The sequence below is a fragment of the Acinetobacter baumannii genome, assembly GCF_009759685.1.
Lineage (GTDB): Bacteria > Pseudomonadota > Gammaproteobacteria > Pseudomonadales > Moraxellaceae > Acinetobacter > Acinetobacter baumannii.
In genome coordinates this window covers 712,857-735,824 of record NZ_CP046654.1, presented here as the reverse complement: position 1 = coordinate 735,824, position 22,968 = coordinate 712,857, and the positions used below count along the sequence as shown (strand labels likewise).

At 40.0% G+C, this 22,968-nt stretch carries 21 protein-coding genes and 1 riboswitch; of the genes, 12 read left to right on the top strand and 9 right to left on the bottom strand.

All coding sequences use genetic code 11. The features are described 5' to 3' along the window. Window positions 1-13: 13 nt before the first annotated feature. Window positions 14-1,186, bottom strand: a complete 1,173-nt coding sequence (locus tag GO593_RS03405; protein WP_000199593.1) for an acyl-CoA desaturase — start codon at window positions 1,184-1,186, stop codon at window positions 14-16. 208 nt (window positions 1,187-1,394) lie between these two features. Between GO593_RS03405 and GO593_RS03400 the strand changes: the two genes are divergently transcribed. Next, window positions 1,395-1,925 carry an META domain-containing protein gene (locus GO593_RS03400; RefSeq protein ID WP_000701693.1) on the top strand — a complete coding sequence of 177 codons (531 nt, stop codon included), beginning with the start codon at window positions 1,395-1,397 and terminating at the stop codon, window positions 1,923-1,925. 28 nt (window positions 1,926-1,953) lie between these two features. On the opposite strand, the gene GO593_RS03395 is transcribed toward GO593_RS03400, so the two are convergent. The 3 genes from GO593_RS03395 to GO593_RS03385 all read right to left on the bottom strand — a co-directional run bounded on the left by GO593_RS03395 (window position 1,954) and on the right by GO593_RS03385 (window position 5,264). Then, window positions 1,954-2,667: a glycerophosphodiester phosphodiesterase gene (locus tag GO593_RS03395; protein ID WP_001220108.1), complete on the bottom strand. Its 714-nt coding sequence runs from the start codon at window positions 2,665-2,667 to the stop codon at window positions 1,954-1,956. A 72-nt stretch (window positions 2,668-2,739) separates the two neighbouring features. Beyond that, the gene (locus GO593_RS03390; protein ID WP_000509978.1) at window positions 2,740-3,318 is read right to left on the bottom strand and encodes a cob(I)yrinic acid a,c-diamide adenosyltransferase; all 579 of its coding nucleotides are present in this window, start codon (window positions 3,316-3,318) and stop codon (window positions 2,740-2,742) included. 95 nt (window positions 3,319-3,413) lie between these two features. Next, window positions 3,414-5,264 carry a TonB-dependent receptor plug domain-containing protein gene (locus GO593_RS03385; protein ID WP_001984799.1) on the bottom strand — a complete coding sequence of 617 codons (1,851 nt, stop codon included), beginning with the start codon at window positions 5,262-5,264 and terminating at the stop codon, window positions 3,414-3,416. Between the two features lie 24 nt (window positions 5,265-5,288). Further along, window positions 5,289-5,495: riboswitch (cobalamin riboswitch) on the bottom strand. A 126-nt stretch (window positions 5,496-5,621) separates the two neighbouring features. On the opposite strand from GO593_RS03385, the gene GO593_RS03380 reads away from it, so the two are divergent. Genes GO593_RS03380 through GO593_RS03365 form a run of 4 tightly spaced genes read left to right on the top strand, consistent with a single transcriptional unit; the run spans window position 5,622 to window position 9,049 of the window. After that, window positions 5,622-6,281 (top strand): phosphoribosylanthranilate isomerase, encoded by a 660-nt coding sequence (locus GO593_RS03380; RefSeq protein ID WP_000083551.1) that lies wholly within the window; start codon window positions 5,622-5,624, stop codon window positions 6,279-6,281. Further along, entirely contained in the window at window positions 6,265-7,494 is a 1,230-nt protein-coding gene (trpB, locus tag GO593_RS03375) for a tryptophan synthase subunit beta (protein ID WP_000372737.1), read from the top strand. Before GO593_RS03380 ends, trpB begins: the two co-directional genes overlap by 17 nt. Window positions 7,495-7,503: 9 nt before the next feature. Continuing rightward, window positions 7,504-8,016 carry a DUF1543 domain-containing protein gene (locus tag GO593_RS03370; RefSeq protein WP_001139541.1) on the top strand — a complete coding sequence of 171 codons (513 nt, stop codon included), beginning with the start codon at window positions 7,504-7,506 and terminating at the stop codon, window positions 8,014-8,016. Window positions 8,017-8,053: 37 nt separating this feature from the next. Further along, on the top strand, window positions 8,054-9,049 hold the full coding sequence (locus GO593_RS03365; protein ID WP_000364273.1) for a DUF2804 domain-containing protein: 996 nt from the start codon (window positions 8,054-8,056) through the stop codon (window positions 9,047-9,049). Between the two features lie 8 nt (window positions 9,050-9,057). Here GO593_RS03365 and GO593_RS03360 read toward each other — a convergent pair whose 3' ends face one another. Further along, on the bottom strand, window positions 9,058-9,933 hold the full coding sequence (locus GO593_RS03360) for a metal-dependent hydrolase (RefSeq protein ID WP_000991233.1): 876 nt from the start codon (window positions 9,931-9,933) through the stop codon (window positions 9,058-9,060). 120 nt (window positions 9,934-10,053) lie between these two features. Between GO593_RS03360 and GO593_RS03355 the strand changes: the two genes are divergently transcribed. From GO593_RS03355 to GO593_RS03335, 5 genes are all read left to right on the top strand, one after another. Beyond that, window positions 10,054-11,103 (top strand): AraC family transcriptional regulator, encoded by a 1,050-nt coding sequence (locus GO593_RS03355; RefSeq protein ID WP_001155165.1) that lies wholly within the window; start codon window positions 10,054-10,056, stop codon window positions 11,101-11,103. Window positions 11,104-11,347: 244 nt separating this feature from the next. Then, window positions 11,348-12,151 (top strand): tryptophan synthase subunit alpha, encoded by an 804-nt coding sequence (trpA, locus tag GO593_RS03350; RefSeq protein WP_000088559.1) that lies wholly within the window; start codon window positions 11,348-11,350, stop codon window positions 12,149-12,151. Further along, window positions 12,148-13,044 (top strand): acetyl-CoA carboxylase, carboxyltransferase subunit beta, encoded by an 897-nt coding sequence (gene accD, locus GO593_RS03345; protein ID WP_001071168.1) that lies wholly within the window; start codon window positions 12,148-12,150, stop codon window positions 13,042-13,044. The genes trpA and accD overlap by 4 nt, the downstream gene beginning before the upstream one ends. Then, entirely contained in the window at window positions 13,041-14,327 is a 1,287-nt protein-coding gene (gene folC / locus GO593_RS03340; RefSeq protein ID WP_000813098.1) for a bifunctional tetrahydrofolate synthase/dihydrofolate synthase, read from the top strand. The genes accD and folC overlap by 4 nt, the downstream gene beginning before the upstream one ends. Then, window positions 14,318-15,388 (top strand): SPOR domain-containing protein, encoded by a 1,071-nt coding sequence (locus GO593_RS03335; protein ID WP_002010595.1) that lies wholly within the window; start codon window positions 14,318-14,320, stop codon window positions 15,386-15,388. Before folC ends, GO593_RS03335 begins: the two co-directional genes overlap by 10 nt. A gap of 18 nt (window positions 15,389-15,406) precedes the next feature. Here the strand turns inward: GO593_RS03335 and GO593_RS03330 are convergent, their stop codons facing one another. The 3 genes from GO593_RS03330 to GO593_RS03320 all read right to left on the bottom strand — a co-directional run bounded on the left by GO593_RS03330 (window position 15,407) and on the right by GO593_RS03320 (window position 17,783). Next, complete coding sequence (locus GO593_RS03330) at window positions 15,407-15,985, bottom strand: dual specificity protein phosphatase family protein (protein ID WP_000668086.1); 579 nt, start codon at window positions 15,983-15,985, stop codon at window positions 15,407-15,409. Beyond that, window positions 15,982-16,794 (bottom strand): MBL fold metallo-hydrolase, encoded by an 813-nt coding sequence (locus tag GO593_RS03325; protein WP_176579867.1) that lies wholly within the window; start codon window positions 16,792-16,794, stop codon window positions 15,982-15,984. The genes GO593_RS03330 and GO593_RS03325 overlap by 4 nt, the downstream gene beginning before the upstream one ends. Window positions 16,795-17,141: 347 nt before the next feature. Further along, window positions 17,142-17,783: a peroxiredoxin gene (locus tag GO593_RS03320; RefSeq protein WP_000175334.1), complete on the bottom strand. Its 642-nt coding sequence runs from the start codon at window positions 17,781-17,783 to the stop codon at window positions 17,142-17,144. A 407-nt stretch (window positions 17,784-18,190) separates the two neighbouring features. Here GO593_RS03320 and secA point away from each other — a divergent pair, with 407 nt between their 5' ends. Then, window positions 18,191-20,914 (top strand): preprotein translocase subunit SecA, encoded by a 2,724-nt coding sequence (gene secA / locus GO593_RS03315; protein ID WP_000881343.1) that lies wholly within the window; start codon window positions 18,191-18,193, stop codon window positions 20,912-20,914. A 130-nt stretch (window positions 20,915-21,044) separates the two neighbouring features. Then, complete coding sequence (locus GO593_RS03310; RefSeq protein ID WP_000757175.1) at window positions 21,045-21,488, top strand: hypothetical protein; 444 nt, start codon at window positions 21,045-21,047, stop codon at window positions 21,486-21,488. Window positions 21,489-21,554: 66 nt separating this feature from the next. Here GO593_RS03310 and GO593_RS03305 read toward each other — a convergent pair whose 3' ends face one another. After that, the gene (locus GO593_RS03305; protein ID WP_000446412.1) at window positions 21,555-22,865 is read right to left on the bottom strand and encodes an MFS transporter; all 1,311 of its coding nucleotides are present in this window, start codon (window positions 22,863-22,865) and stop codon (window positions 21,555-21,557) included. Between the last annotated feature and the right edge of the window lie 103 nt (window positions 22,866-22,968).

The window sequence follows — 22,968 nt, the reverse complement described above, 5'->3', positions numbered from 1 at the left end:
GGATAAAGACGTATTAGTCTGGTACGACGTTTGTGTTCTTTTTAATGTTACGCATTAAAGTTTCTAAACACTCACGGTGATGACTCAAACGATGTTCAAGCAATTGGAAATCAACTTTTAACTTGTGATCCATTTTGTGAATCTTTTCAGCCATTGCTGCTTTCTTTGCTTGTAACTCTTGTTCTTTGAGTTTCGCCCAGTCATTTAAAGTATGTGTAAATGCTTCATACTCTTGAGCAATACGTTGCTTCATTTGACTAATGTCGGCATTTACATCATGACCATAAATAGCCAAGTCTTGTTCAGCATATTTAAACTTCATTGCCAATTCTGCTTTTTTAATATTAAAGCTTGGAATACGACGTAGGTTCTTTGCTAAACCGATCTTAGAGCATGTCCAAATGAGCCATTTTGTTGGATCATATTGCCACCATTTCACACCATTACGATAATCGTACTGGAAAATATGGTGATAGTTGTGGTAACCCTCGCCCCAAGTTGCAATCGCTAACCAGAAGTTATCACGTGCTGAGTTTTCATCGGTATAAGGACGTTTACCGAACATGTGGCAAAGTGAGTTGATGAAGAATGTAACTTGATGACTAATGATTAAACGTAATAGACCACCAAGAAGTACAACACCCCATAAATCGCCAGTTGCCCAGCCAACCAAACCTAAAATACCAACGTGAACTGCTACGACCATCAAGGCGTAGTATTTATGTTGGAACATCACCAGTTTGTCATTGAGTAAGTCTGGCGCATTTTTAAAATCTGGTTCAGATGGAGAATGATCGCGGATCATCCAACCCATATGGGCATACCAAAAGCCACGTTCAATTGAATATGGATCTTCATCTACATCGTCGACATGACGGTGATGGGTACGGTGACCAGATGCCCAAAACAGAATACTGTTTTGTACAGCAAATGTGCCGCCAATCATTAAAAGAATTTTAAGTGGTAACGACGCTTCATAAGCACGGTGTGCCCAAAGACGATGGTAACCAGCAGTAATCCCCATGCTACTTAAAGCTAAAAGAAAAAATAAGCTTACCCATGCGCTTACACTAAAATCATAATAATACGCATAAATCGGGATTATGATTGCAGCAAGAATTGGTAAACCAATTAAGGTAATGCTAGCGGTCCAGTTAATTGGGGCCTTGAGTGGGGCGGAAGTCATATCCGGCAGCGCTCCTAGAAACCTTGTCATACAAGGTAAAAAGACAAATCGACATAGCAAAACCAATCTTCAAGATATATTGCTATTTTGCACATCATATTAGCACGTGCTTAGTGAGAATCACTAGCATTATTGTACAGATGTATTGAAAGAACCGTAACAGAATTAAACCATGCCTGACAACATTTCAGATAGGAGAAGTTGTGTAATGAAAATACAGCGATTGAGAAAAAAGAATAGCATTGATATTGCAAGGAAATTGCCATTGAAATGTCTTTTCATCGCAATCAGCCTTGTATTGGCAGCATGTCAAAGCACGCCGCAACCAAATAATCACAAAGGCCAAGTAAAACCAACACATCGTGTACAAACACCAGTTGTGAAAAAGAAAGTGAGTCCAGATGGTGTTCAAGATATAGATTGGCAAATTACCCAGATAAATGGTCATAAGGCAAAATTCTTTAACCAGTGGCCGACTCTTTCATTGAACTCTACAGTCAAAACAGTAACTGGTCATACAGGATGTAATCGTGTTTTTGGACGATATACTTTTGATTTCAGCCAAAAGAAACTTGATATGGAAGTTAACGCAGGTCATTCGAGTTGTGATGGCGCGTTGGCTCAAGAAGCAGAATTGGTCGATTCTTTACAACGTATTAAACGCTTCCAGTTGGTAGGTAATACCTTATATCTACTTGATCAAAGCGGTCAGCGTTTGATTCAGGCCGAGAAAAAATAAAAGGTGGTCAGTACCACCTTTTTTATATTTAAAGAGCTTCAAGCATTGTGGTTGGAATATCTGTAATTAAGCCCTGAATATCTAAATCCTGTAGTCTCTTTGCTCTTTCTACATCGTTCACTGTCCAGACACTAATGTTCAAACCAGCTTGATGAGACAATTGAATCATTTCATCTGTTGCAAGTTGATCATGCCAGCCAATATGACAGCACCCATATTGATGAGCAAGTTCAATCGCCGTTGCTCCAACCGGAAGTTCAACTAACAATCCGCGTTTAAATTGAGAGTTGATATCACGTAAAGCGGTTAGAATTTGAAGATCAAAACTTGTGATGGTCACGACTTTCTCGAAACCTTGTAACTCAGTCTCAAGCTTTTGAACTAACTTTTCTGCTAATGCCATATCTCTTACAGCTTTAACTTCAACTTCAATATGATCAAAGTTATCAAGTAAATTTAAAACATCTGTAAGCGTAGGGGTTGGTTCAGAGGTTGGCCAGTTAGGCCAATTTTGACGATGATCAAATGATAATGCTTGAGCCAATGTTGATTGCTCTACAATCTGGTCGACACCTGCCGTGCGCAAAAAATTATCATCATGAATGACGACCAACTCTTGATCTTGCAGCTGACGAATATCAAATTCGACACCACGAATACCTAAATTTTTAATGTGCTGAAAACCACCTAATGTATTTTCAGGAGCTTCTCGGCGTGCACCACGATGACCAATAATGCGCATAGATTTCTATTGTCCGTTCTTTTTGATAATGATCTCTTTAAACGTAGAGATCTTTCTTAACTTAATCTATTTTTAAATCATCTCATTAATATTTTTTTGCCAAAGGACTTCTTGTCCACCTTCAGCACGCTGTAAAGCACGCGATGCGACAAATAACCAGTCAGATAGACGATTTAAAAGTTGAAGGGCAGTGGCTTGAATATTTTGATCGCGAGTTTGTACTGACATGAGCGATCGCTCTGCACGACGACAAACGGCACGGGCTTGATGGGCATAACTGCAAGATAAAGAACCAAATGGCAGAATAAATTCTTTTAGCATAGGCAAATCTTCATTCATACGGTCAATTTCTTTTTCAAGAAATTCAATACAAACGGGCTGAAGCAAATTGTAATTTGGAATACAAACTTCGCCGCCTAAGTCAAAAAGCCAGTGTTGAATCAGACTCAAGCTTTTGTCCCAATCAGCTTTATTAGCCACTTGGCTATCTGTGATTTGAGCACGAAGTACCCCAATAATGGCGTTTAGTTCATCAACATCACCAAGTGCCGCAATTCTTAGATCATCTTTAGCAACACGAGAGCCATCGCCTAAACCTGTGGTACCTGAATCGCCTGTGCGTGTATAGATTTTGCTTAAACGGTGTCCCATGATAGATATCCTGAACATAAAAAAGGGGATAATGTCGGTCAGAACATTACCCCGAAACTGGAGTTAAGAAAATATTTTTATAATAAAGTTTTTGCTTAGTAGCTTAAGGTCACACCAGCTGATGCAAGGCGGCCGCTGGCAATATAGTATGAACCAACCTCTTTATTCCATGCAGTCTTATAGTCTGTATCATATAGGTTTTGAATATTAGTAAAGATTTTAACATTTGGGCTCATTTGCCAATAAGCGTTAAAATCAAGAGTAGTGTAGCCTGGAACATCTTGTATATCTTTTGCTTTGCCTTTTGCAACGAAAGCAGTGTTGAAGCCATATACACCATTATCCCATCCAATATTCATATTGAAGTTTTGACGTGGGCGATTTGGCGCATCTTGATCAGTTTCATCATTTTTAGGTTGAATATAAGCATATTCCGCATTGATAAACCAATTATCTAGTGACCACTTTAAACCTAATTCAGCACCAGTTAAGGTTGCTTTATCAATATTATAAAATACGAAATTTGTTGCAGCAGAAGATACCATCAAGTTATCAACTTTAGTTTGATAAACTGAACCATATACATTGAAGCCGTGGTTTAGTTTTTGATCAAATCCAAGTTCATATGACACGCTTTCTTCTGGTTTTAAATCTGGATTACCTCCCCACCAAGCTGGCTCTGTAATAATTTGACCTACAACTGGTGCACGGAAAGCTGTACCAATATTTGCATATACGCTAGTTGTTGGTGTAACAAGGAAACGACCAGCAAGTTGTCCAACTGTATGTGTACCAAATTGGTCATTATCTTCTACACGAATGCCTGCTTGGGTATTAATGCCATCATGTTGATATTGATGTTGTAAATAATAGCCAGTCGTCTTATTAGAATTATCGAATCCTGTGTCACCATTATAAGCAACTACTTTCTCTGCAGTTGTTTTATTATGCTCTACACCAAATAAAATATTTTGGCTTGGTGTAAATTGCCATTTAATATTTGAATCTACCTCTTGTTGCTTGGTATTTACAATTGAAGGATACGCTGCTTTTATTAAATTATATTGATCTTCAAATTGAGAAAGACGAGTATTCCAAATAATATTGTTAGTTAAATTAAGGCGAGCGTTAACATTATATAAGCGGTTAGTAAAATCATACGCTTGCGCTGCGCCATAAGAAAAAAAGTCACCAGTACCTTTATTTTCTTTGATTTCAGCTGATAAAGCATATTGCTCTTTATCAACACCAACTTTAGCTGAATACCCTTTTTGATCAAATCCAGCTTTGCGATCGTCATTGCTAATGATTTGATCACCATCTGTTTCAAAACGTTGACCACGAATTTGAGCGTAATAACCATCTTGGGCTAAATCTATACCTAAAATAGATTTATAAGTATTCTTTTCACCAGCTTCGATCGTCGTAAAGATTTTATTTTGTGTAGGAGTTTTTGAAATTAATTGAATTACACCGCCAATAGCATCAGTACCATACTGAACTGAAGCAGGGCCTCGTAATATTTCAATTTGTTTAATATCTGTTGTATCAAATAAGTGAATATTTTGACCAGCTACAGTCGCAGTATTTGAACGCATACCGTCTTGTAAAAATAGAGTGTGTCCAGCACTAGCTCCTCGGATAAATACGGAGGCTGTTTGGCCATAACCACCTGTTTGATGAATAGTTAAGCCAGCTTCTTTTCTTAATAGCGAGGGCAAATCTGCAATTGGATTCTGTTCTATTGTTTTTTCATCAATCACTGAGATACGCGCTGGAACTTCACTGGCTTTTTCAGCACTTTTTGAAGCAGTGATAACAATTGGGTCAAGCTGAGTTGCATTTGTTGCATCTTCAGCAAAAATAACAGGTGAACACCCCATCGCAATAGCGATAGCCCCTACCAGACGAGTAGGTTGAAAAGATTTAGACATAACATGCTCCATACATTCACCCCACGTGAATGATCGGGTAGATAGATGAAACAAGTAGGTCTCCGGACTTCAGCGCCATAATTCATTTATGGACATATTCACCTTCCCACACTACTGCAGTGGTGTAAGTCGATTTTGACTTAAAAAATATGCTTTACATTGTTACCGTTGCGGGGGCAGTGCCGGACTTTCACCAGCTTCCCTAAAGCATGAATTGCTTACACTTGCTTCCATTTGAACGCAGTATAAAGTGCCGAATTACTTCGTACAATGTCATTTAAAGCAATTCCCTGAGAACTTTTACGCAAGGGGCAAAAATTGCATTACAATGGCGCTTATTTTAAGAAATGGTTGTAGTTTAAGCAGCTCATGAGCCAATCAAACCAAAAACGTACACGAGCAAAAATCTGTGGAATTACTCGCAAGCAAGATGTTCAGGCAGTAGTTGCAGCGGGAGCAGATGCGATAGGCTTTGTTTTTTTTCCTCCGAGTCCAAGAAATGTAACAGTTGAACAGGCAGAAGAATTAGCAAAACTCGTTCCGCCTTATGTACAAATGGTGGGTTTGTTTGTAAACGCGAGTGTTACTGAAATTCAGGATATACTTGATTGTGTTCCCCTAGATGTATTACAACTACATGGCGATGAAACTCCAGAACAATGTCAGGAAATAGCGCGTCATTGTAAACGTCGCTGGTATAAAGCGATTCAGGTTAAACCTGATCTGGATGTAATTGCTGAAATTCAAAAATATCAGGCAGCTGGTGCCAGTGCTGTATTGCTCGATGCATGGCATCCTGAGCTTAAAGGGGGCACAGGACATCAGTTTGACTGGTCTAAATTCCCGAAACTTGATATTCCATTAATCTTGGCAGGTGGTTTAACCCCTGACAATGTCATTGACGCTATTCATACTACCGGTGCTTTTGCAGTAGATGTGAGCGGAGGCGTAGAGTCCGCAAAAGGTATAAAAGACCAACAACTCATTGAACGATTTATGCAAGGAGTCCAACGTGGATCAGCAAAATAATGTGATTGACTATACCCAATTCCCAGATGCAAATGGGCATTTCGGTATCCATGGCGGACGTTTTGTGTCAGAAACTTTAATGGCGGCATTAGAAGATTTGGAAAATCTCTATTCCCGCATGAAAAATGATGAACAGTTTTTGGCAGAATTCGACCGTGACCTCGCCTACTATGTAGGTCGTCCTAGTCCACTTTATTATGCTGAGCGATGGTCAAAAGAGTTAGGTGGTGCGCAAATTTACCTTAAACGTGAAGACTTGAACCATACAGGCTCACACAAGGTAAACAACACGATTGGTCAGGCACTACTTGCAAAGCTTTCTGGTAAAAAACGTATTATTGCCGAAACTGGTGCAGGCCAGCATGGGGTAGCAACAGCAACAATTGCAGCACGTTTAGGTCTTGAATGTGTTGTTTATATGGGTGCTGAAGACGTTAAGCGTCAAGCGATGAACGTTTACCGTATGCGTTTGTTGGGTGCAACAGTTGTACCTGTGCAAAGTGGCTCTAAAACGTTAAAAGATGCCATGAACGAAGCAATGCGTGACTGGGTAACCAACGTTGATACAACGTATTATGTAATTGGTACAGTTGCAGGCCCGCATCCTTATCCTCAACTTGTTCGTGACTTCCAGTCGATTATTGGTCGTGAAGCACGCAAACAGATTTTGGAGCAAGCGGGTCGCTTACCAGATGCATTAGTTGCCTGTGTTGGTGGCGGTTCAAATGCAATGGGCTTGTTCTATCCGTTCTTAAACGATGCCAGTGTAAAAATGTATGGTGTTGAAGCCGCTGGTTTTGGTATTGAGACTGGTAAACACTCTGCGCCTTTAAATGCGGGTCATGTGGGTGTATTACATGGTAACCGTACTTATTTAATGAGTGATGAACAGGGCCAGATTATTGAGACACACAGTATCTCGGCGGGCCTTGATTATCCGGGTGTTGGTCCTGAACATAGCTTCTTGAAAGATATGAAGCGTGTAGAGTACGTGCCGATTAATGATACAGAGGCTCTTCAAGGTTTCCGTGACTTAACCAAAATCGAAGGGATTATTCCTGCGCTTGAAAGCTCGCACGCGATGGCGTATGTCTCTAAGCTTGCACCGACGATGTCTAAAGATCAGATTATTATTGCGACTGTTTCAGGCCGTGGCGATAAAGACTTAATGACAGTTGCACGCATTGATGGCGTAGAAATGGTCGAGATGTAAGAGGATACAATGCCAAGCTTGTTTATGGTGATGTTGGGCGGGCGTCATGCACGTGCTAATACAGAAGTTCATGATGTGGTCATGGCTGTAGGAGATACTTTGGAAGAAGTTTATCCTCAACTTAAACAAGCTTGGTTTGGTGAGGCTCAAGGATTACATATTGATGCTTGGGCTAAGCTCTCAGGAGTTAGTTCTCAAGGACAGAACTATCAAATTCATTTTACAGATGCTGCTCCACAACCAGATGATTTAAAGTTATATTTAATTAATCTAGGTGGATATAATGCACGTGAATTCGGTGAACTTCATCGTTATGAGTTTGTGGTGGCACCGAATGTGGTAGTTGCCAAACAATTAGGTAAACAATTTATAGATCGGCAGTGGCAAAAAGCACATACAGACCGGGTCATTGATATTGATGACTGTTTAGCGATAGATTGCGTGGCAGGCCGTTATATTCATTTAATAAAAGGCGATTTTGCTGCAACAATTTGGGAAAATACATATTTGACTGTGGGATAGGTCATTTGAAATCTAATATTCATATGGAAGTGGGTAAATGGATTTAATTCAAGAAAATGGACAGCCTCGTTATGGGCGTTTTGAATCTGTACCGTTCACCATTCATGTCCAACGTTATATTTATAAAACTCCTTATGGCAAAGTCCTAAAAGGCTGGCGCAAACAATTAAAATATAAGAAATTTAAATTTTGTGGCATTCAACATAAACATTATAGTATTGGTCTGGCAATTGCAGATATTGGCTGGGTCGGACACGGTTTTTTCTATATCTATGACCATGAAACAGGGCAAGTCATTGAGTGGAATGCTATTCAGCCGTTAGGTCACAAGACGTATCTTGATGAACAGCCTTTGTTTAATCAAAGTTATTTTTCTAAATCGCCTTATCAGTTTGATATTCAGCATGCCAATGGTGTGCGATACATTCGGGTAACTAAATATGGGGAAATTTGTCTGAGCGCCCGTATTTTCTGCGCCGGAACAGATATTTTAAGCTTGTGTACCCCAACAGGTATCAATGGTTGGACCTATACCCAAAAGCAGACCACTTTGGCTGTAGAGGGAATGTTCATTAATAAGCAAAATCAAGTTGTACAATTTGATGAAAAGACATTTGCTTCACTTGATGATACTTGCGGATTTTTACGTCCTGAAACAGCTTGGTTCTGGCTCTCATGTAACTTCTGGGATGAACAGGGGCGTCGTATTGGGTTAAATCTGGCCTCGGGTGTTAATGAAAGTTTTGGTAATGAAAACTGCCTATGGATTAACGGAGTTTTATTTCCGCTAACAGACGTTTTATTTGAAAAAGTAAATGATGAACTTTGGCAAATTAGCTCACTAGATCAAAAACTTAATCTACAAGTGCATATTGGTTGGTGCCGATATGAAAATATAAACTTAAGAATGATTGGCAGTCAGTTCAATCAATGGCAAGCTAAAATTAGCGGCACGATTGAGCATGAGACAACCGATATAATCTATTGCAAAGAACAATACGGTTTACTAGAGCAACATTATGCAAAATGGTAACAAGCAGGTTATAAACCTGCTTGCCAAAATGCTTCACCCGCTGCAATAGGGTCATTTGTTTTTTCCAAAGTTTCAATCCAAACGGGATACTGACGAATAACAGGATGCTGGCTTGGATGAAAATCTTTTTTAAACCAATCCATATATTGTTTTTTCATAGCTGTTAATGTGCCATTTTTGCCAAAGAACCAAGGTAAACCTTTAAGGTTCATCAAGAGTCTTTCTCTTGGACTAAAGCCATCACATTTCAACATGATATTGGTACGATAAAGCGTAAAACCGAACATGAGTACGGTTGTTAAAACAAGCACAAAGCGACGTGTTGACTCTGGAACTTCTCCCACCTGTCTCATCACATCAAAAGCTACATCGCGGTGTTCCATCTCTTCAATCGCATGCCATGCAAACAAAGCTCGAACATAAGGATGAGCGCTTTCTAAAGTTTTTTTATGGCTATAAAAGGTTTCTGCCATTAACGCTGTTAAATGTTCAGCGGCAGCGGTCATGGCAATATTATATTGTGGTGAACGTTTTGTTAGTTCAAAGCGGAAAATCTTTTTAAGGGTGGTTGTGAACTGGTCAACAGGCATGCCTTGCTCTTTCATGAGCTGATTCATTTTGTCATGTGCAATACCGTGTTGAGCTTCTTGTTTAATAAAATCCGCAACTCGTTTTTGTAGTTCAGGGTCATCAATTTTATCGCGGAACATACGCACACATTCAATGAAGTAACGCTCTCCATCTGGAAAGGTTAAGCTGAGTGCATCAAACATACGAGTTAAAAAAGGATCATTGTTAAACCAAAAGCGAGGTGCTTCGTTTAAATGAAAATCGAGATCTTTACGAACTACTGGTTCGACCTGATAAGAAACATGTGCGTTCATCTTTTATTTCTCGCAACTATAACCTTTTCATTAGTATGTCGCGAGTGATCGGCTTTGTTTTGACAGTTATCGCCAATTTTTATACAGTTTGCGACAAAATGGCAGTAAAAAGGACGCGCCATGCAAGAATTTACTATCTCAAATGGTTACTTCTACCTTTGGAATACGTATTTAAAAGAAAAAGGAATAGATTGGCAGACACTTAATTTAAGTGAAATTCAAACACGTCAAGTCCAAAATATTTTATCTGCTTCTATAGATGCTCAATCTTCTTTAGACCTTTTTATTGAACTTTTAGAGATAACTGAAACGCGATTACATGTGACTAATTTGGCTTTAGAGATGGCAGCCTGTATTACCCCTGCCAACTTTGGGGTCTTGGGTTATATGGCGTCCAGAAGTGATACCTTAGGTCAAGTGGTAGAGTATATTGCAAAGTTTCATCGTTTGGTCATTGATGGTGCACAGGTTGTCCCTATACAAATTGAACAGGATGCCTCCAAAATTCGCCTATATTGGCCTTTGGTCGATGACAGTAATATTCTACTGAGTGAGCTGACTTTGGCCGCAATGGTACAGCTTGCTAAACAGATTGCCCCTGTACATGAGTTTCTTTTACAGCATGTAGAGTTCGTACACCGAGCGCGTGGGGCAGTGGTTCACTATCAACGTTTCTTTCAGTGCAAATTGTCATTTGAACGGCCTTACTATGCATTAACTTTTGCAAGTGAAAGTTTAAATGTTCGCCCTCAACATGCAGACCCAACTTTAGTGCAACTTTTGGTGAAACAAGCCGAAGAAGCTTTAGTTCAGCGGAAAATACATGCCGATTTAGTTCAGCAAATACATTGGATCGTACAGGAATACTTTAAGCATAAGCAGCAAGCACCCAAAATAGAAGATATTGCCATCGAACTGAATGTTTCCGTAAGAAGCTTGCAGCGCCAATTACAGGCATTAAACACTTCATTTAAATTAATTTTAGATGCTGAGCGTATGAAACGCTGCGAGATATTGTTAAGCCAAAATGAAAGTCTGACTGCAATTGCCGACCAGTTGGGTTATTCGGATCAGTCTGCACTGGCAAGAGCATATAAAAATTTAACAGGGCAAACATTATTAACTCGAAAAAAGCAATTACAGCTCATCCAGAAAAATGCAACGAAATAGAATTTTGGATGCTTTTTTGCTCAATTTGTAAATCAATAATGGCCCAAAAATAGGAAGCTTTGATCATTGAGAAAAGTTTCAAAATATTGATAAATGTACGCCATGGGTTGTATGAATCATACAATCGAATATCGCCATAACGTTAGACCTGTTCAATGAACAAAAAATAGCGTTAAAATGCGGTGTTCTTGTATTTCTACAAACAACTCCTCAATTTTAAATAATTCAAGGAAAGCACAACCCTATGTCACGTCTTGCCACCCGTTTTGAAAAGCTGCAGTCCCAACAACGTAAAGCGCTTGTATCTTATGTCATGGCGGGTGATCCACAGCCACAAGTAACGGTGCCGTTACTTCATAAAATGGTTGCGGCAGGAGTAGACGTCATTGAGCTTGGTTTACCATTTTCAGACCCGATGGCTGATGGTCCGGTAATTGCACTTGCTGCTGAACGCGCACTTGCGGCTGGGACGAACACCTTAGATGCGCTGAACATGGTAAAAGAGTTTCGTGAGCAGGATCAGGAAACACCTGTAGTTTTAATGGGTTATCTTAATCCTGTTGAAGTGATTGGTTACGAGAAGTTTGTTTCTTATGCGAAACAATGTGGTGTAGATGGCTTATTACTTGTGGACTTACCACCGGAAGAGTCAAAAGAATTTGGTGCAATCTTGAAACAACATGATATGGATCAGATTTTCTTACTTGCACCAACTTCAACTGATCAACGTATTCAACACGTAGCGAATCAGGCAAGCGGGTTTATCTACTATGTTTCACTCAAAGGTGTAACAGGTGCAGCGACTTTGGATACTTCTGAAGCGGCTGCACGTATTGAAAAAATCAAAGGTATGACTAACGTTCCAGTTGGCGTTGGTTTCGGAATTAGTGATGCTGCTTCAGCGAAAGCGATGGGTAGTGTTGCAGATGCCGTGATTGTAGGTAGTGCTTTCGTTAAATCTTTTGCAACGTTGGCAGCTGATGAAGCTGTTGAACAGACGGTGAATAAAGTCAAGGAGCTTCGAGCAGCGCTCGATGAGTTAGTATGAATCAAGAAGTGAAATCAGGGAAAGTTCTTAGCCCTTCGACGCCATGGACACAGCGTCCAGTTCCAGGTATTGAAGTTGCAGATGAGCAACAGACTCTCAAAGCAACATTTACTGAGCCAACTATTGAGTGCCCTGAATGTCATGCTTTAGTGACACGTACAGCAATATCTTTTAATGCGTATGTATGTCCACAGTGTGACGAACACTTACGAATGAAAGCTCGCGATCGCTTAAACTGGTTCTTCGACAATGTTGTGGCTGAATTAGGTCAAGAGTTTAGCGCGAAAGACCCATTAAAGTTTGTTGATAGCAAACCGTATCCAGATCGTATGCGTGAAGCGCAAACTAAAACTGGTGAAACGGAAGCTTTAATTGCCATGCAAGGTAACTTAAATGGCGTAGATATGATTGCATGTGCTTTTGAGTTCGACTTTATGGGCGGCTCAATGGGTACTGTAGTAGGTGACCGTTTTGTTAAGGCAGCTGAACTTGCAATTGAAAAACGTCAGCCATTAATCTGCTTTGCAGCTTCTGGTGGTGCACGTATGCAAGAAGGTATGTTGTCACTTATGCAAATGGCGCGTACTTCTGCTGCAATCCAAAAATTAAAAGATGCAGGCTTACCTTATATCGTGGTGTTAACACATCCGGTATATGGCGGTGTAACAGCTTCTTTAGCAATGTTGGGTGATATCCATATTGCAGAACCTAAAGCAATGATTGGCTTTGCCGGTAAACGTGTGATTGAACAAACTGTACGTGAAACACTAGAAGAACCGTTCCAACGTGCAGAATATCTGCTTGATCATGGTGTGGTCGATCAGATTGTTCATCGTCATGCTTTACGTGATACTGTATCTCGTCTTGTATCAAAATTGATGAACTTACCTTGAAACAACAAGCTCCACTTTCAACAGACTCTTTAGATACATGGCTCAATTATTGGAGCCATGTTCACGTTACAGGGATCGATCTTGGTCTGGAACGTGTTATTCCCGTAGCAGAAAAATTAGGCGTGACTAAACCCAACGCTAAAGTTTTTACCGTTGCTGGAACAAACGGGAAAGGTTCAACCACAACAACGCTTGCGTCTATATTAAAAGCACAAGGTTACAAAGTTGGGTTGTATCAATCACCGCATATCTATCGTTTTAACGAGCGAGTCAAATTAGGTGGAGTTGAAGTTGATGACCAAAGCCTGATTGATGCTTTTGTACAAGTTGATCAGGCTCGTCGCGAGTGTGATTTAAGCCTATCTTTTTTTGAAGCAACCACTTTGGCTGCTTTTGTTATTTTTAAACAGCAACAATGCGATGTATGGGTTCTTGAAGTCGGTTTAGGTGGGCGTCTTGATGTTGTCAACGTAATTGACCCTAATATCGCCGTGATTACCAATATTGGCCTCGACCATACAGATTGGTTAGGCGATACCATCGAAAAAATTGCTTTTGAAAAAGCAGGTATTATCCGACCTCATATTCCTGTCATTTTTGCAGGTGAGCAATCTTTGCCTCAAGCGATTCAAGATAAGGCAAATAGCTCACAAGCCACGCTATACGCGATTAATAGGGATTATTTTTATAAACTCGCTGATGATGGAAAACATTGGTATTTTGCAAGTGAAGGCACCACTTTAAGGTTGCCGCTTGGTACACTTGCAATCGAGAATATTGCAGGAGCAGTTGCGGCCGTATTAAATAGCGGACTTGAAATCTCGCAACTAGCGCTAGAGGAGGGCATTACAAATGCCCGCTTGGCTGGACGCTTCGAAGTGCGTCAAGTTAATGGAAAAACCATTATTTTTGATGCCGGACACAATCCTCATGGTGTTGAATTTTTGTTAAAGCAATTGCGAAATTTCTTAGAATACAATAAACAGTACACAGAAGTTGTCGCAGTATTTTCAATGCTGGCAGATAAAGATATAAAATCAGTAGTCGATTTGTTGAAACCTACTGTTTTACATTGGAAAATTGCTGAGTTGAATGTGCCGCGTGCTGCACCGATTCAGCAATTGAATGACGCCCTGCAAGGCCAGACAATACAACAATTTGGCAATATCAAAGAGGCTTTTAAATCAGCGCTTGAGCAAACAAATAACAATCAGCTGATTTTAGCCTGTGGTTCGTTTCATACTTTAGAAGCGATTTGGGAGTATTTGGAAGAATGTCAATGAATAACAAACAACGCTGGATGGGTGGCGTTGTTTTATTAGGTGGTGGTGTTTTATTGGCAGCATTACTTCTAAAAGGAAATGAAGAAATAAAACAGGTAGATGTTCAACCCCAAACTTCAACATCACCGAAATTACAAGCTAAACCAAAGCAATCAGCACAAGAAGGACAGATGGTACAGCTACAGCCACTTGCAGTTGATGTTGAAACAGAAAAACGTCTTCTTGAAGAACAGCGCCGTTCTCGTGAAAAAGCTGTAGCAGAACAAGAGGCTCGTGCTGCCGAATTCTTGGCAATGCAACAACAGGCAGAAGCGGATGCGGCTCGTAAAGCTGCTGCTGAATATGCCGCGATTAATGCTCGCCGAGCTGCTGCACAAGAAAGTTCCGATAATATTCCTCCTGAAGTCGCGGGTAGTGAGAATAAGGCAAAAGGGCAGCAAACTGATACAAAAAAGTCAGTAGATCCGGCTAAAGCGGATGCAGATAAAAAAGCTGCTGAAGCGAAACGCTTAGCTGAAGCGGATAAGAAAGCGGCTGAGGCAAAACGTCAGGCAGAAGCAGACAAGAAAGCAGCAGAGGCTAAACGCCAAGCAGAAGCAGATAAGAAAGCAGCTGAGGCAAAACGTCAGGCAGAAGCGGATAAAAAGGCAGCAGAGGCGAAGCGCCAAGCAGAAGCGGACAAAAAGGCTGCTGAAGCTAAACGTCAAGCAGAAGCAGATAAGAAAGCAGCTGAAGCGAAACGTAAGGCAGAGGCCGAGAAAAAAGCTGAAGCAGAGAAAGCACGTGAGTTGCTTGAAAATGGTGATAAAAAATGGATGGTACAGGTTGCATTGGCTGCTAACCAAGCAAATGCAGATGCTGTAGTCTCTAAATTACGTGCAAAAGGCTATAAGGTCACGACGAGTCCAACCAGTAAAGGTATCCGTATTATGGTTGGTCCTGCAAAAGATAGAGATACGGCAGATACTACACGTAAGAAAATTACTTCTGACGCCAGTTTAAATATGAAGTCAGCTTGGGTGATTGACTGGGTGCCTTTAGATCAGCGTAAGTCAGATTAATTTTATTCTGAAATCTAATTAAGATGGATTCGACAGTTGCTGTTGAATCCATTTTACATTTTCAGGGGTAAATAAACGGTCAATATTCTTCCAAATAATATGATAACCATAACCCCCTTGTTTCATTTCTTTCACTGCATCATCAATTGCCCAGTTTTCAAAAATAATTCGATACATGGCGACGCTCGCCCCTGTACGGTCTGAACCATGATAGCAATGTAGTAAAACACGTTGATTATTTTGCTTGGCAAGCTGGATTTGCTGCATAACTTCTAATAAATCTTGTCGATCAATTGCCCATGTATTAATCGGAATATGGACAAGATTAAAGTTTTCATTTTTAAAGACTAAATCATCTGATGCTTTGGCTCTTAAGTTAATAACAGTCCCAATTTGATAGTGTTTTAATTCGGGAATCATGGCTGCATCGGGCTGTTCACTCCGGAAAACATCATTGCTAATTTGATAAAAATTATGAGTTTGAGAAACTAAGGTTCCCCAATCGTGAGGTCTGTGCTCATGGGCAATACTTTCGTGTTGCATACATCCTTGAAGGCTTAAACAGACCGCAAATGCAATAAGTGAAAAAAATTTCATGTTTGGTACCGCCGAAGCTCATGGGGGTCATGTGCACAAATGATTTCAATCGTTGGCTCATGTTGAGCCAGATGCTGTAATTTTTTTAGGTTAATAAGACGCTTTTCATTGTCTTCAGCAAATGTCTTTTCTAGAAGGGTAAGAGATCTTAATTTATTTGCTGGATTTAGCTCTAGGTGTGAGTAGTAAGCATCTCCACAAAATAATAACCATTGATTTTGTTGCTTTATCGCAATACCACAATGTCCGGCAGAATGGCCCAATAATGGCACCATTAAAATTTCATCTTGAAATAGGGGTAAACCTTTTACTTTTTCAAGGTTAAACCATTTTTCACCTTGTTGATACTCAACAAAGTTCCAGTACCGATGTTGTTTATATTGATTAGTTCTATAACGAAGCTTGCCTTTAAAATTAGGCAGTTGTGCAGCATTGTATTCAGTGGCTAGCACATGGACAGTGGCGTGGGGGAAGTCTGAAATTCCGCCTGCATGGTCAAAGTCGAGGTGAGTCACAAAAATATGCTGCACATCTTTAGGATGGAAACCCAGTTTCTGAATTTGTTGAATAGCACTGAACTCAAGATTCGGTTCAATTTTCCCCAACCGTTTGACTAAAGAGCCAAGGCGCTGTTGCATGTGTAGATAATCTTGTAGGCCAAATCCGGTATCAATCAGTACAAGGCCTCGATCAGTTTCTACCAAAAGACAATGACAAACAATTTCAGCTTTCCAGCCTCTCTGCCCAAATAAAGGTGCACATACAGGGCACATACTGCCGCATTTTAAATGATGAATTTTATGGATCATGATTTTTGTTTTTTGCACAAACTCTTGGGAAGTTATAACTGATCTCAACACTAAAAACCATGTGTATTCATTAATGTAAAAAAAGCCATCGGGTGAGATGGCTTTTAAGATGGAAATATTTGTTTATGTGCTTTAGTTAGTTTTCTTTGTTTTTTCTCATTATTGAATATGCCGTTTATTGGTTTTTTAGGGAATCTTTCAGATGTTTACCTACGCACTTTGCTTGTCTTGCAGGGGACCTTTCAGACGCTTGCCTACGCGCTTTGCTTGTCTTGTAGTCAACTTTTCAGATGCTTGCCTACGCACTGCGTTTGTCTTGCGCTTCGATTAAAGCCTTGTTAAAGGCTTTAATCTTGCTCAGGCTGTGGTGTGAGGCGTAAATAAGGTTTCACCGCAGTATAACCTTTAGGGAAGCGTTGTTTAATTTCCTCTTCATCTTTTAAAGAAGGGACAATGACCACATCTTCACCTTGTTGCCAGTTCGCTGGTGTAGCTACTTTATGCTTATCGGTTAATTGTAATGAATCAACAACACGTAAGACTTCATTAAAGTTACGACCAGTCGAAGCAGGGTAGGTGATGATTAGACGAACTTTTTTATTTGGGTCAATAATCACTAAAGAACGAACAGTAAGGGTTTCACTGGCATTGGGATGAATAAAACCGTATAGCTCAGATACTTTGCGGTCTTTGTCAGCAATAATTGGAAAATTGACTGTTGTATTTTGAGTTTCATTAATGTCATTAATCCAGCCTTTGTGCGACTCTACATCATCTACAGATAAGGCAATTGCTTTAACATTACGTTTTTCAAATTCATCTTTTAGTTTTGCTGTATAACCCAATTCAGTTGTACATACTGGCGTATAGTCGGCCGGGTGTGAAAATAAAATGCCCCAACTATCACCTAGAAAATCATAAAAATTAATAGTGCCTTCGCTTGATTCTTGTTGAAAATCAGGGGCTGTGTCGCCTAATCGTAATGTCATGATAAATCCTCAATTGCTTAAAATTTGTTATATGTTGAAATGACTATGCCGCAATTTATTTATTATTAAAATTATTGTTTTTATATTTTATTATGAACTTTTTATATAAGTGTAAATATATATGATCAAAACATATGAATTTATGGGCTGAATCAATGTAACTTTAAGATAAATTTGCTAAATTAGATTTCTCGGAAGTTGTGCTCAATAGATGAGCATTAATGTCGAGTTTTTAGGTGTCAGATGCTTTAAAGGGGCTTAGAAAATGGGTAAAACCATTTGTCTAATGATCAGATTTTTTTTATGGGTTTTGTGCAAACCCCTTGTACTTCAAATTTCTGACACCATAATAAACGACTGAGAAAAAATTTATTCATTTGACCAAGCAAGATTTAGAGAGTTTATCCATGTTGGCAAGTCTGATCGGAGGTATCTTCGGTACAAAAAATGAGCGTGAACTCAAACGCATGCGCAAAATTGTTGAGCAAATCAATGCGCTCGAGCCGACGATATCAGCTTTAAGCGATGCAGACTTATCTGCAAAAACTCCAGAATTCAAACAACGTTATAATAATGGCGAAAGTTTAGATAAGTTACTCCCTGAGGCGTTTGCAGTTTGTCGTGAGGCAGCAAAACGTGTAATGGGCATGCGCCACTACGATGTCCAGTTAATTGGTGGTATTACCTTACATGAAGGCAAAATTGCCGAAATGCGTACCGGTGAAGGTAAAACCCTTATGGGTACTTTAGCGTGTTATTTAAATGCATTAAGTGGTGAAGGCGTTCATGTAATTACTGTAAACGATTACTTGGCACAACGTGATGCTGAGTTAAACCGTCCTTTATTTGAATTTTTAGGTCTAAGCATTGGTACAATTTATTCAATGCAAGAACCAGCAGAAAAAGCAGCCGCCTATCTTGCTGATATTACCTATGGTACCAATAACGAATTTGGTTTTGACTACTTGCGTGACAACATGGTGTTTTCTTTAGCAGAAAAGAAACAACGTGGTTTGCACTATGCCATTATCGATGAAGTCGACTCAATCTTGATTGATGAGGCGCGTACACCATTAATTATTTCTGGTCAAAGTGAAGATTCTTCACACCTCTATACTGCAATCAATACGATTCCACCAAAATTACGCCCGCAAAAAGAAGAAAAAGTTGCCGATGGCGGACATTTCTGGATTGATGAAAAGCAGCGTTCAGTTGAAATGACTGAAATTGGTTATGAAACTGTAGAACAAGAACTTATTCAAATGGGTTTGTTAGCGGAAGGCGAAAGCTTATATTCAGCTACAAATCTAAACCTCGTTCACCATGTTTCTGCGGCTATTCGTGCGCACTTCCTATTCCAACGCGACGTTCACTATATTATTCATGACGGTGAAGTCATTATTGTTGATGAGCATACTGGCCGTACCATGCCGGGCCGTCGTTGGTCAGAAGGCTTACACCAAGCAGTTGAAGCGAAAGAAGGTTTGGCTATTCAACCTGAAAACCAGACTTTAGCAACAACTACTTTCCAGAACTATTTCCGTCTTTATAAAAAGCTTTCAGGTATGACAGGTACTGCCGATACTGAAGCTGCGGAAATGAAAGAAATTTATGGTCTGGACGTCGTTATTATTCCGACACACCGACCTATGATTCGTAATGACCAGAACGATTTAATCTACTTAAACCGTAATGGTAAATATAACGCGATTATTCAAGAAATTATGAATATTCGTCAGCAGGGTGTTGCACCGATTCTTATTGGTACGGCAACGATTGAAGCCAGTGAAATTCTATCGTCTAAATTGAAGCAAGCTGGTATTCATCATGAAGTTTTGAACGCAAAACAACATGAGCGTGAAGCAGACATTATTGCTCAGGCAGGTAGCCCGAATGCAGTAACAATCGCAACAAACATGGCCGGTCGTGGTACAGATATTATCCTTGGGGGTAACTGGAAAGCGAAACTTGCCAAACTTGAAAATCCTACCCCTGAAGATGAAGCGCGTCTAAAAGCGCAATGGGAACAGGACCATGAAGATGTATTGCAAGCAGGTGGCTTGCACATTATTGGTTCTGAACGCCATGAATCACGCCGTATTGACAACCAGTTACGTGGTCGTGCGGGCCGTCAGGGTGACCCTGGTGTTTCTCGTTTCTATTTATCTCTTGAAGATGACCTCATGCGTATTTTCGCAGGCGACCGTGTTGTTGCCATGATGCGTGCAATGGGGCTTAAAGAAGATGAAGCGATTGAACACAAAATGGTAAGCCGTTCTATCGAAAATGCGCAGCGTAAAGTTGAAGCACGTAACTTCGATATTCGTAAAAACTTACTTAAATATGATGATGTGAATAATGAACAACGTAAGATCATTTATTCACAACGCGACGAAATCTTAGCTGAAAATACTTTACAAGAATACGTTGAAGAAATGCATCGTGAAGTAATGCAGGCGATGATTGCTAACTTTATTCCACCAGAGTCAATCCATGACCAATGGGATGTGGAAGGTTTAGAAAATGCTTTACGTATTGATTTAGGTATTGAGCTACCAGTTCAAGAATGGTTAGAACAAGATCGACGTCTTGATGAAGAAGGTTTGGTTGAACGCATCAGTGATGAAGTGATTGCGCGTTATCGTCAGCGCCGTGCACAAATGGGTGATGAATCGGCAGCAATGCTTGAGCGTCATTTCGTTTTAAATTCTCTTGATCGCCATTGGAAAGATCATTTGGCTGCAATGGATTATTTACGTCAAGGTATCCACTTACGTGGCTATGCGCAAAAAAATCCTGAGCAGGAATATAAAAAAGAAGCATTTAACTTGTTCGTGAACATGCTGGGTGTAATTAAAACTGATGTTGTAACTGATCTGTCTCGCGTACATATCCCAACACCAGAAGAGCTTGCAGAAATGGAAGCTCAACAGCAGCAACAAGCAGAAGCAATGAAGCTTTCTTTTGAACATGATGATGTGGATGGATTAACAGGTGAAGTGACCGCTTCTCAAGAAGCACTTAATGAGTCGGCTACTGAACAACAAACGTTCCCTGTACCTGAAAGTCGTAATGCTCCATGTCCATGTGGTTCTGGTTTGAAATATAAACAGTGTCACGGCAAAATTTAATTTGTGTTATAAAAAAAGCAGAACGTTTGTTCTGCTTTTTTTTCGTTTGTAGTAAGCCTGTGAATAATGTTTGCAGTTTTAAGCATTAAATGCTATTTACTTCTCATCCAGAGTGTATGTTGGAAAGACAATGAAAAAAGTATTACAACCTTTATTTTTAACTGTTCTTGCTGTGCCAAGTTTTGTTTTCGCAGCAGAAACAGCTTCAGCCCCTCAAACCACAACGGTTGATAAAGTACTTGCGGCAAAAGGCCCAACTTCGGCTCAGGCTGTAGTGAAACAAGAAAATACGACGGTGATTAGCCCTCGTACAGGTATTCGTTACACATTGGGTAACACTGGTAATCGCCCAATCATTTTACAAACTGCTGCGATCGCTCCAGCAAACTCTGCAAATATTAACCGTATTGTTGCAAGTAACCCAGCTCTATCTCCAAAGAGCCAAGAAAAAGCAAAAGTTGCATTAATTGGTGAAGCTGCTGTTGCTGGTGCGGCAGCAGTTGCAGCGAATAATGTAACTGCCCCAGCTGTACCAAACAGTGTTACACCTGCAAATCCTGCATCATTGAACTAAGTTCTATATATAAAAAAGCCGGTCAATTTTGAACCGGCTTTTTTATATCAGGGTGTTTGAAAATATTTAAATCTGATTATTTACATCTACATTTTTTGTTTCGCGTATTAATAAAAACGCGATTAATGATAAAAGTGATGCTGCTGTAAGATAATAACCAACTGCATATAAACCATATGTTTCAGCAAGTTTAGTTGCAATAAGCGGTGCAAAAGAAGCACCAAAAATACCAGCCAAGTTAAACGTTAAAGCTGAACCCGTATAACGTACTGAGGTTGGGAAAATTTCTGAAAGGACAGTACCAATTGGACCATAGGTCAAGCCCATAATTGATAAGCCAGTACACAAGAACAAAAACACAATGAGTGTGTTTCCAGACTCTAACATACTAGAGAAAAACAGTCCGAAAATTGCAGCAGCAATACATACACCAATAGAAGTAGCTTTACGGCCAAATTTTTCTGCAAAAATGGCAGAAAGAGGGATAAAGGCTGCAAAGCAAAGGGTTGCAAACAGTTGAAGTTCTAAGAACTCACCACGCGCATAGCCTAGTTTGGTTGTTCCCCAGTTAAGTGCGAATACTGTAGTTAAATAAAACACAACGAAGGTACAGATTGCTGCAATTGTACCGAGAATAAGTTTGCCCGTGTGTTTTGTCACCACTTCTTTAAATGGAATATTAACTTCTTTTTGCTTATCTAAAACCTTCTGGAAAGCAGGGGTCTCATGAAGTTTTAAACGAATGTATAAGCCAACAATAACCAAGACAGCACTTGCAATAAAAGGAATACGCCAGCCCCATTGCATGAATGCTTGCTCAGGAATAGCAGCACTTAGAAGTAAAAAAGAACCAGTTGCTAAAATAAAACCGATAGGTGCGCCAAGTTGAGGGAACATGCCATACCATGCACGTTTGCCTTCAGGTGCATTTTCTGTAGCAAGTAAAACCGCACCACTCCATTCACCACCTAAGCCTAAGCCTTGTCCTAAACGGCATAAGGCGAGCAATAACGGTGCAACAATTCCAATCTGAGCATAGGTTGGTAATAAGCCAATACATACGGTTGAGATACCCATAGTGAGCAATGCTGCCACCAATGTTGCTTTACGACCTATACGATCTCCTAAATGCCCAAATAGTGCTGCACCGATAGGACGGGCAATAAAGGCGATTGCAAAAGTTGCAAGTGATTGTAAGACTGCGGCACTACCACTACTGGCAGGGAAAAATAGGTGTGGAAAAATGATAACGGCAGCAGTTGCATAGATATAAAAGTCGAAGAACTCAATGGTTGTACCGACTAAACTTGCAAACAAAACCCGTGTTTTCGAATTGGTGGCTACTACAGGAGCAGCAGTCGCAGAGGTTGACTCCATATAAGTCCTTATATCAGTTAAAATTTATTTTTAATTTACTATTCTCTTTAAAGGCATATTTTTCTTAAAAGAATAGCGTGAAAGAACATCATCCATGACTCTT

What these genes read in the sequence shown, in the direction of transcription:
- GO593_RS03405 (WP_000199593.1), bottom strand. Translation starts at nt 1,186, where the DNA reads ATGACTTCCGCCCCACTCAAGGCCCCAATTAACTGGACCGCTAGCATT.
- GO593_RS03400 (WP_000701693.1), top strand. Translation starts at nt 1,395, where the DNA reads ATGAAAATACAGCGATTGAGAAAAAAGAATAGCATTGATATTGCAAGG.
- GO593_RS03395 (WP_001220108.1), bottom strand. Translation starts at nt 2,667, where the DNA reads ATGCGCATTATTGGTCATCGTGGTGCACGCCGAGAAGCTCCTGAAAAT.
- GO593_RS03390 (WP_000509978.1), bottom strand. Translation starts at nt 3,318, where the DNA reads ATGGGACACCGTTTAAGCAAAATCTATACACGCACAGGCGATTCAGGT.
- GO593_RS03385 (WP_001984799.1), bottom strand. Translation starts at nt 5,264, where the DNA reads ATGGAGCATGTTATGTCTAAATCTTTTCAACCTACTCGTCTGGTAGGG.
- GO593_RS03380 (WP_000083551.1), top strand. Translation starts at nt 5,622, where the DNA reads ATGAGCCAATCAAACCAAAAACGTACACGAGCAAAAATCTGTGGAATT.
- GO593_RS03370 (WP_001139541.1), top strand. Translation starts at nt 7,504, where the DNA reads ATGCCAAGCTTGTTTATGGTGATGTTGGGCGGGCGTCATGCACGTGCT.
- GO593_RS03365 (WP_000364273.1), top strand. Translation starts at nt 8,054, where the DNA reads ATGGATTTAATTCAAGAAAATGGACAGCCTCGTTATGGGCGTTTTGAA.
- GO593_RS03360 (WP_000991233.1), bottom strand. Translation starts at nt 9,933, where the DNA reads ATGAACGCACATGTTTCTTATCAGGTCGAACCAGTAGTTCGTAAAGAT.
- GO593_RS03355 (WP_001155165.1), top strand. Translation starts at nt 10,054, where the DNA reads ATGCAAGAATTTACTATCTCAAATGGTTACTTCTACCTTTGGAATACG.
- trpA (WP_000088559.1), top strand. Translation starts at nt 11,348, where the DNA reads ATGTCACGTCTTGCCACCCGTTTTGAAAAGCTGCAGTCCCAACAACGT.
- accD (WP_001071168.1), top strand. Translation starts at nt 12,148, where the DNA reads ATGAATCAAGAAGTGAAATCAGGGAAAGTTCTTAGCCCTTCGACGCCA.
- GO593_RS03335 (WP_002010595.1), top strand. Translation starts at nt 14,318, where the DNA reads ATGTCAATGAATAACAAACAACGCTGGATGGGTGGCGTTGTTTTATTA.
- GO593_RS03330 (WP_000668086.1), bottom strand. Translation starts at nt 15,985, where the DNA reads ATGAAATTTTTTTCACTTATTGCATTTGCGGTCTGTTTAAGCCTTCAA.
- GO593_RS03325 (WP_176579867.1), bottom strand. Translation starts at nt 16,794, where the DNA reads ATGATCCATAAAATTCATCATTTAAAATGCGGCAGTATGTGCCCTGTA.
- GO593_RS03320 (WP_000175334.1), bottom strand. Translation starts at nt 17,783, where the DNA reads ATGACATTACGATTAGGCGACACAGCCCCTGATTTTCAACAAGAATCA.
- secA (WP_000881343.1), top strand. Translation starts at nt 18,191, where the DNA reads ATGTTGGCAAGTCTGATCGGAGGTATCTTCGGTACAAAAAATGAGCGT.
- GO593_RS03310 (WP_000757175.1), top strand. Translation starts at nt 21,045, where the DNA reads ATGAAAAAAGTATTACAACCTTTATTTTTAACTGTTCTTGCTGTGCCA.
- GO593_RS03305 (WP_000446412.1), bottom strand. Translation starts at nt 22,865, where the DNA reads ATGGAGTCAACCTCTGCGACTGCTGCTCCTGTAGTAGCCACCAATTCG.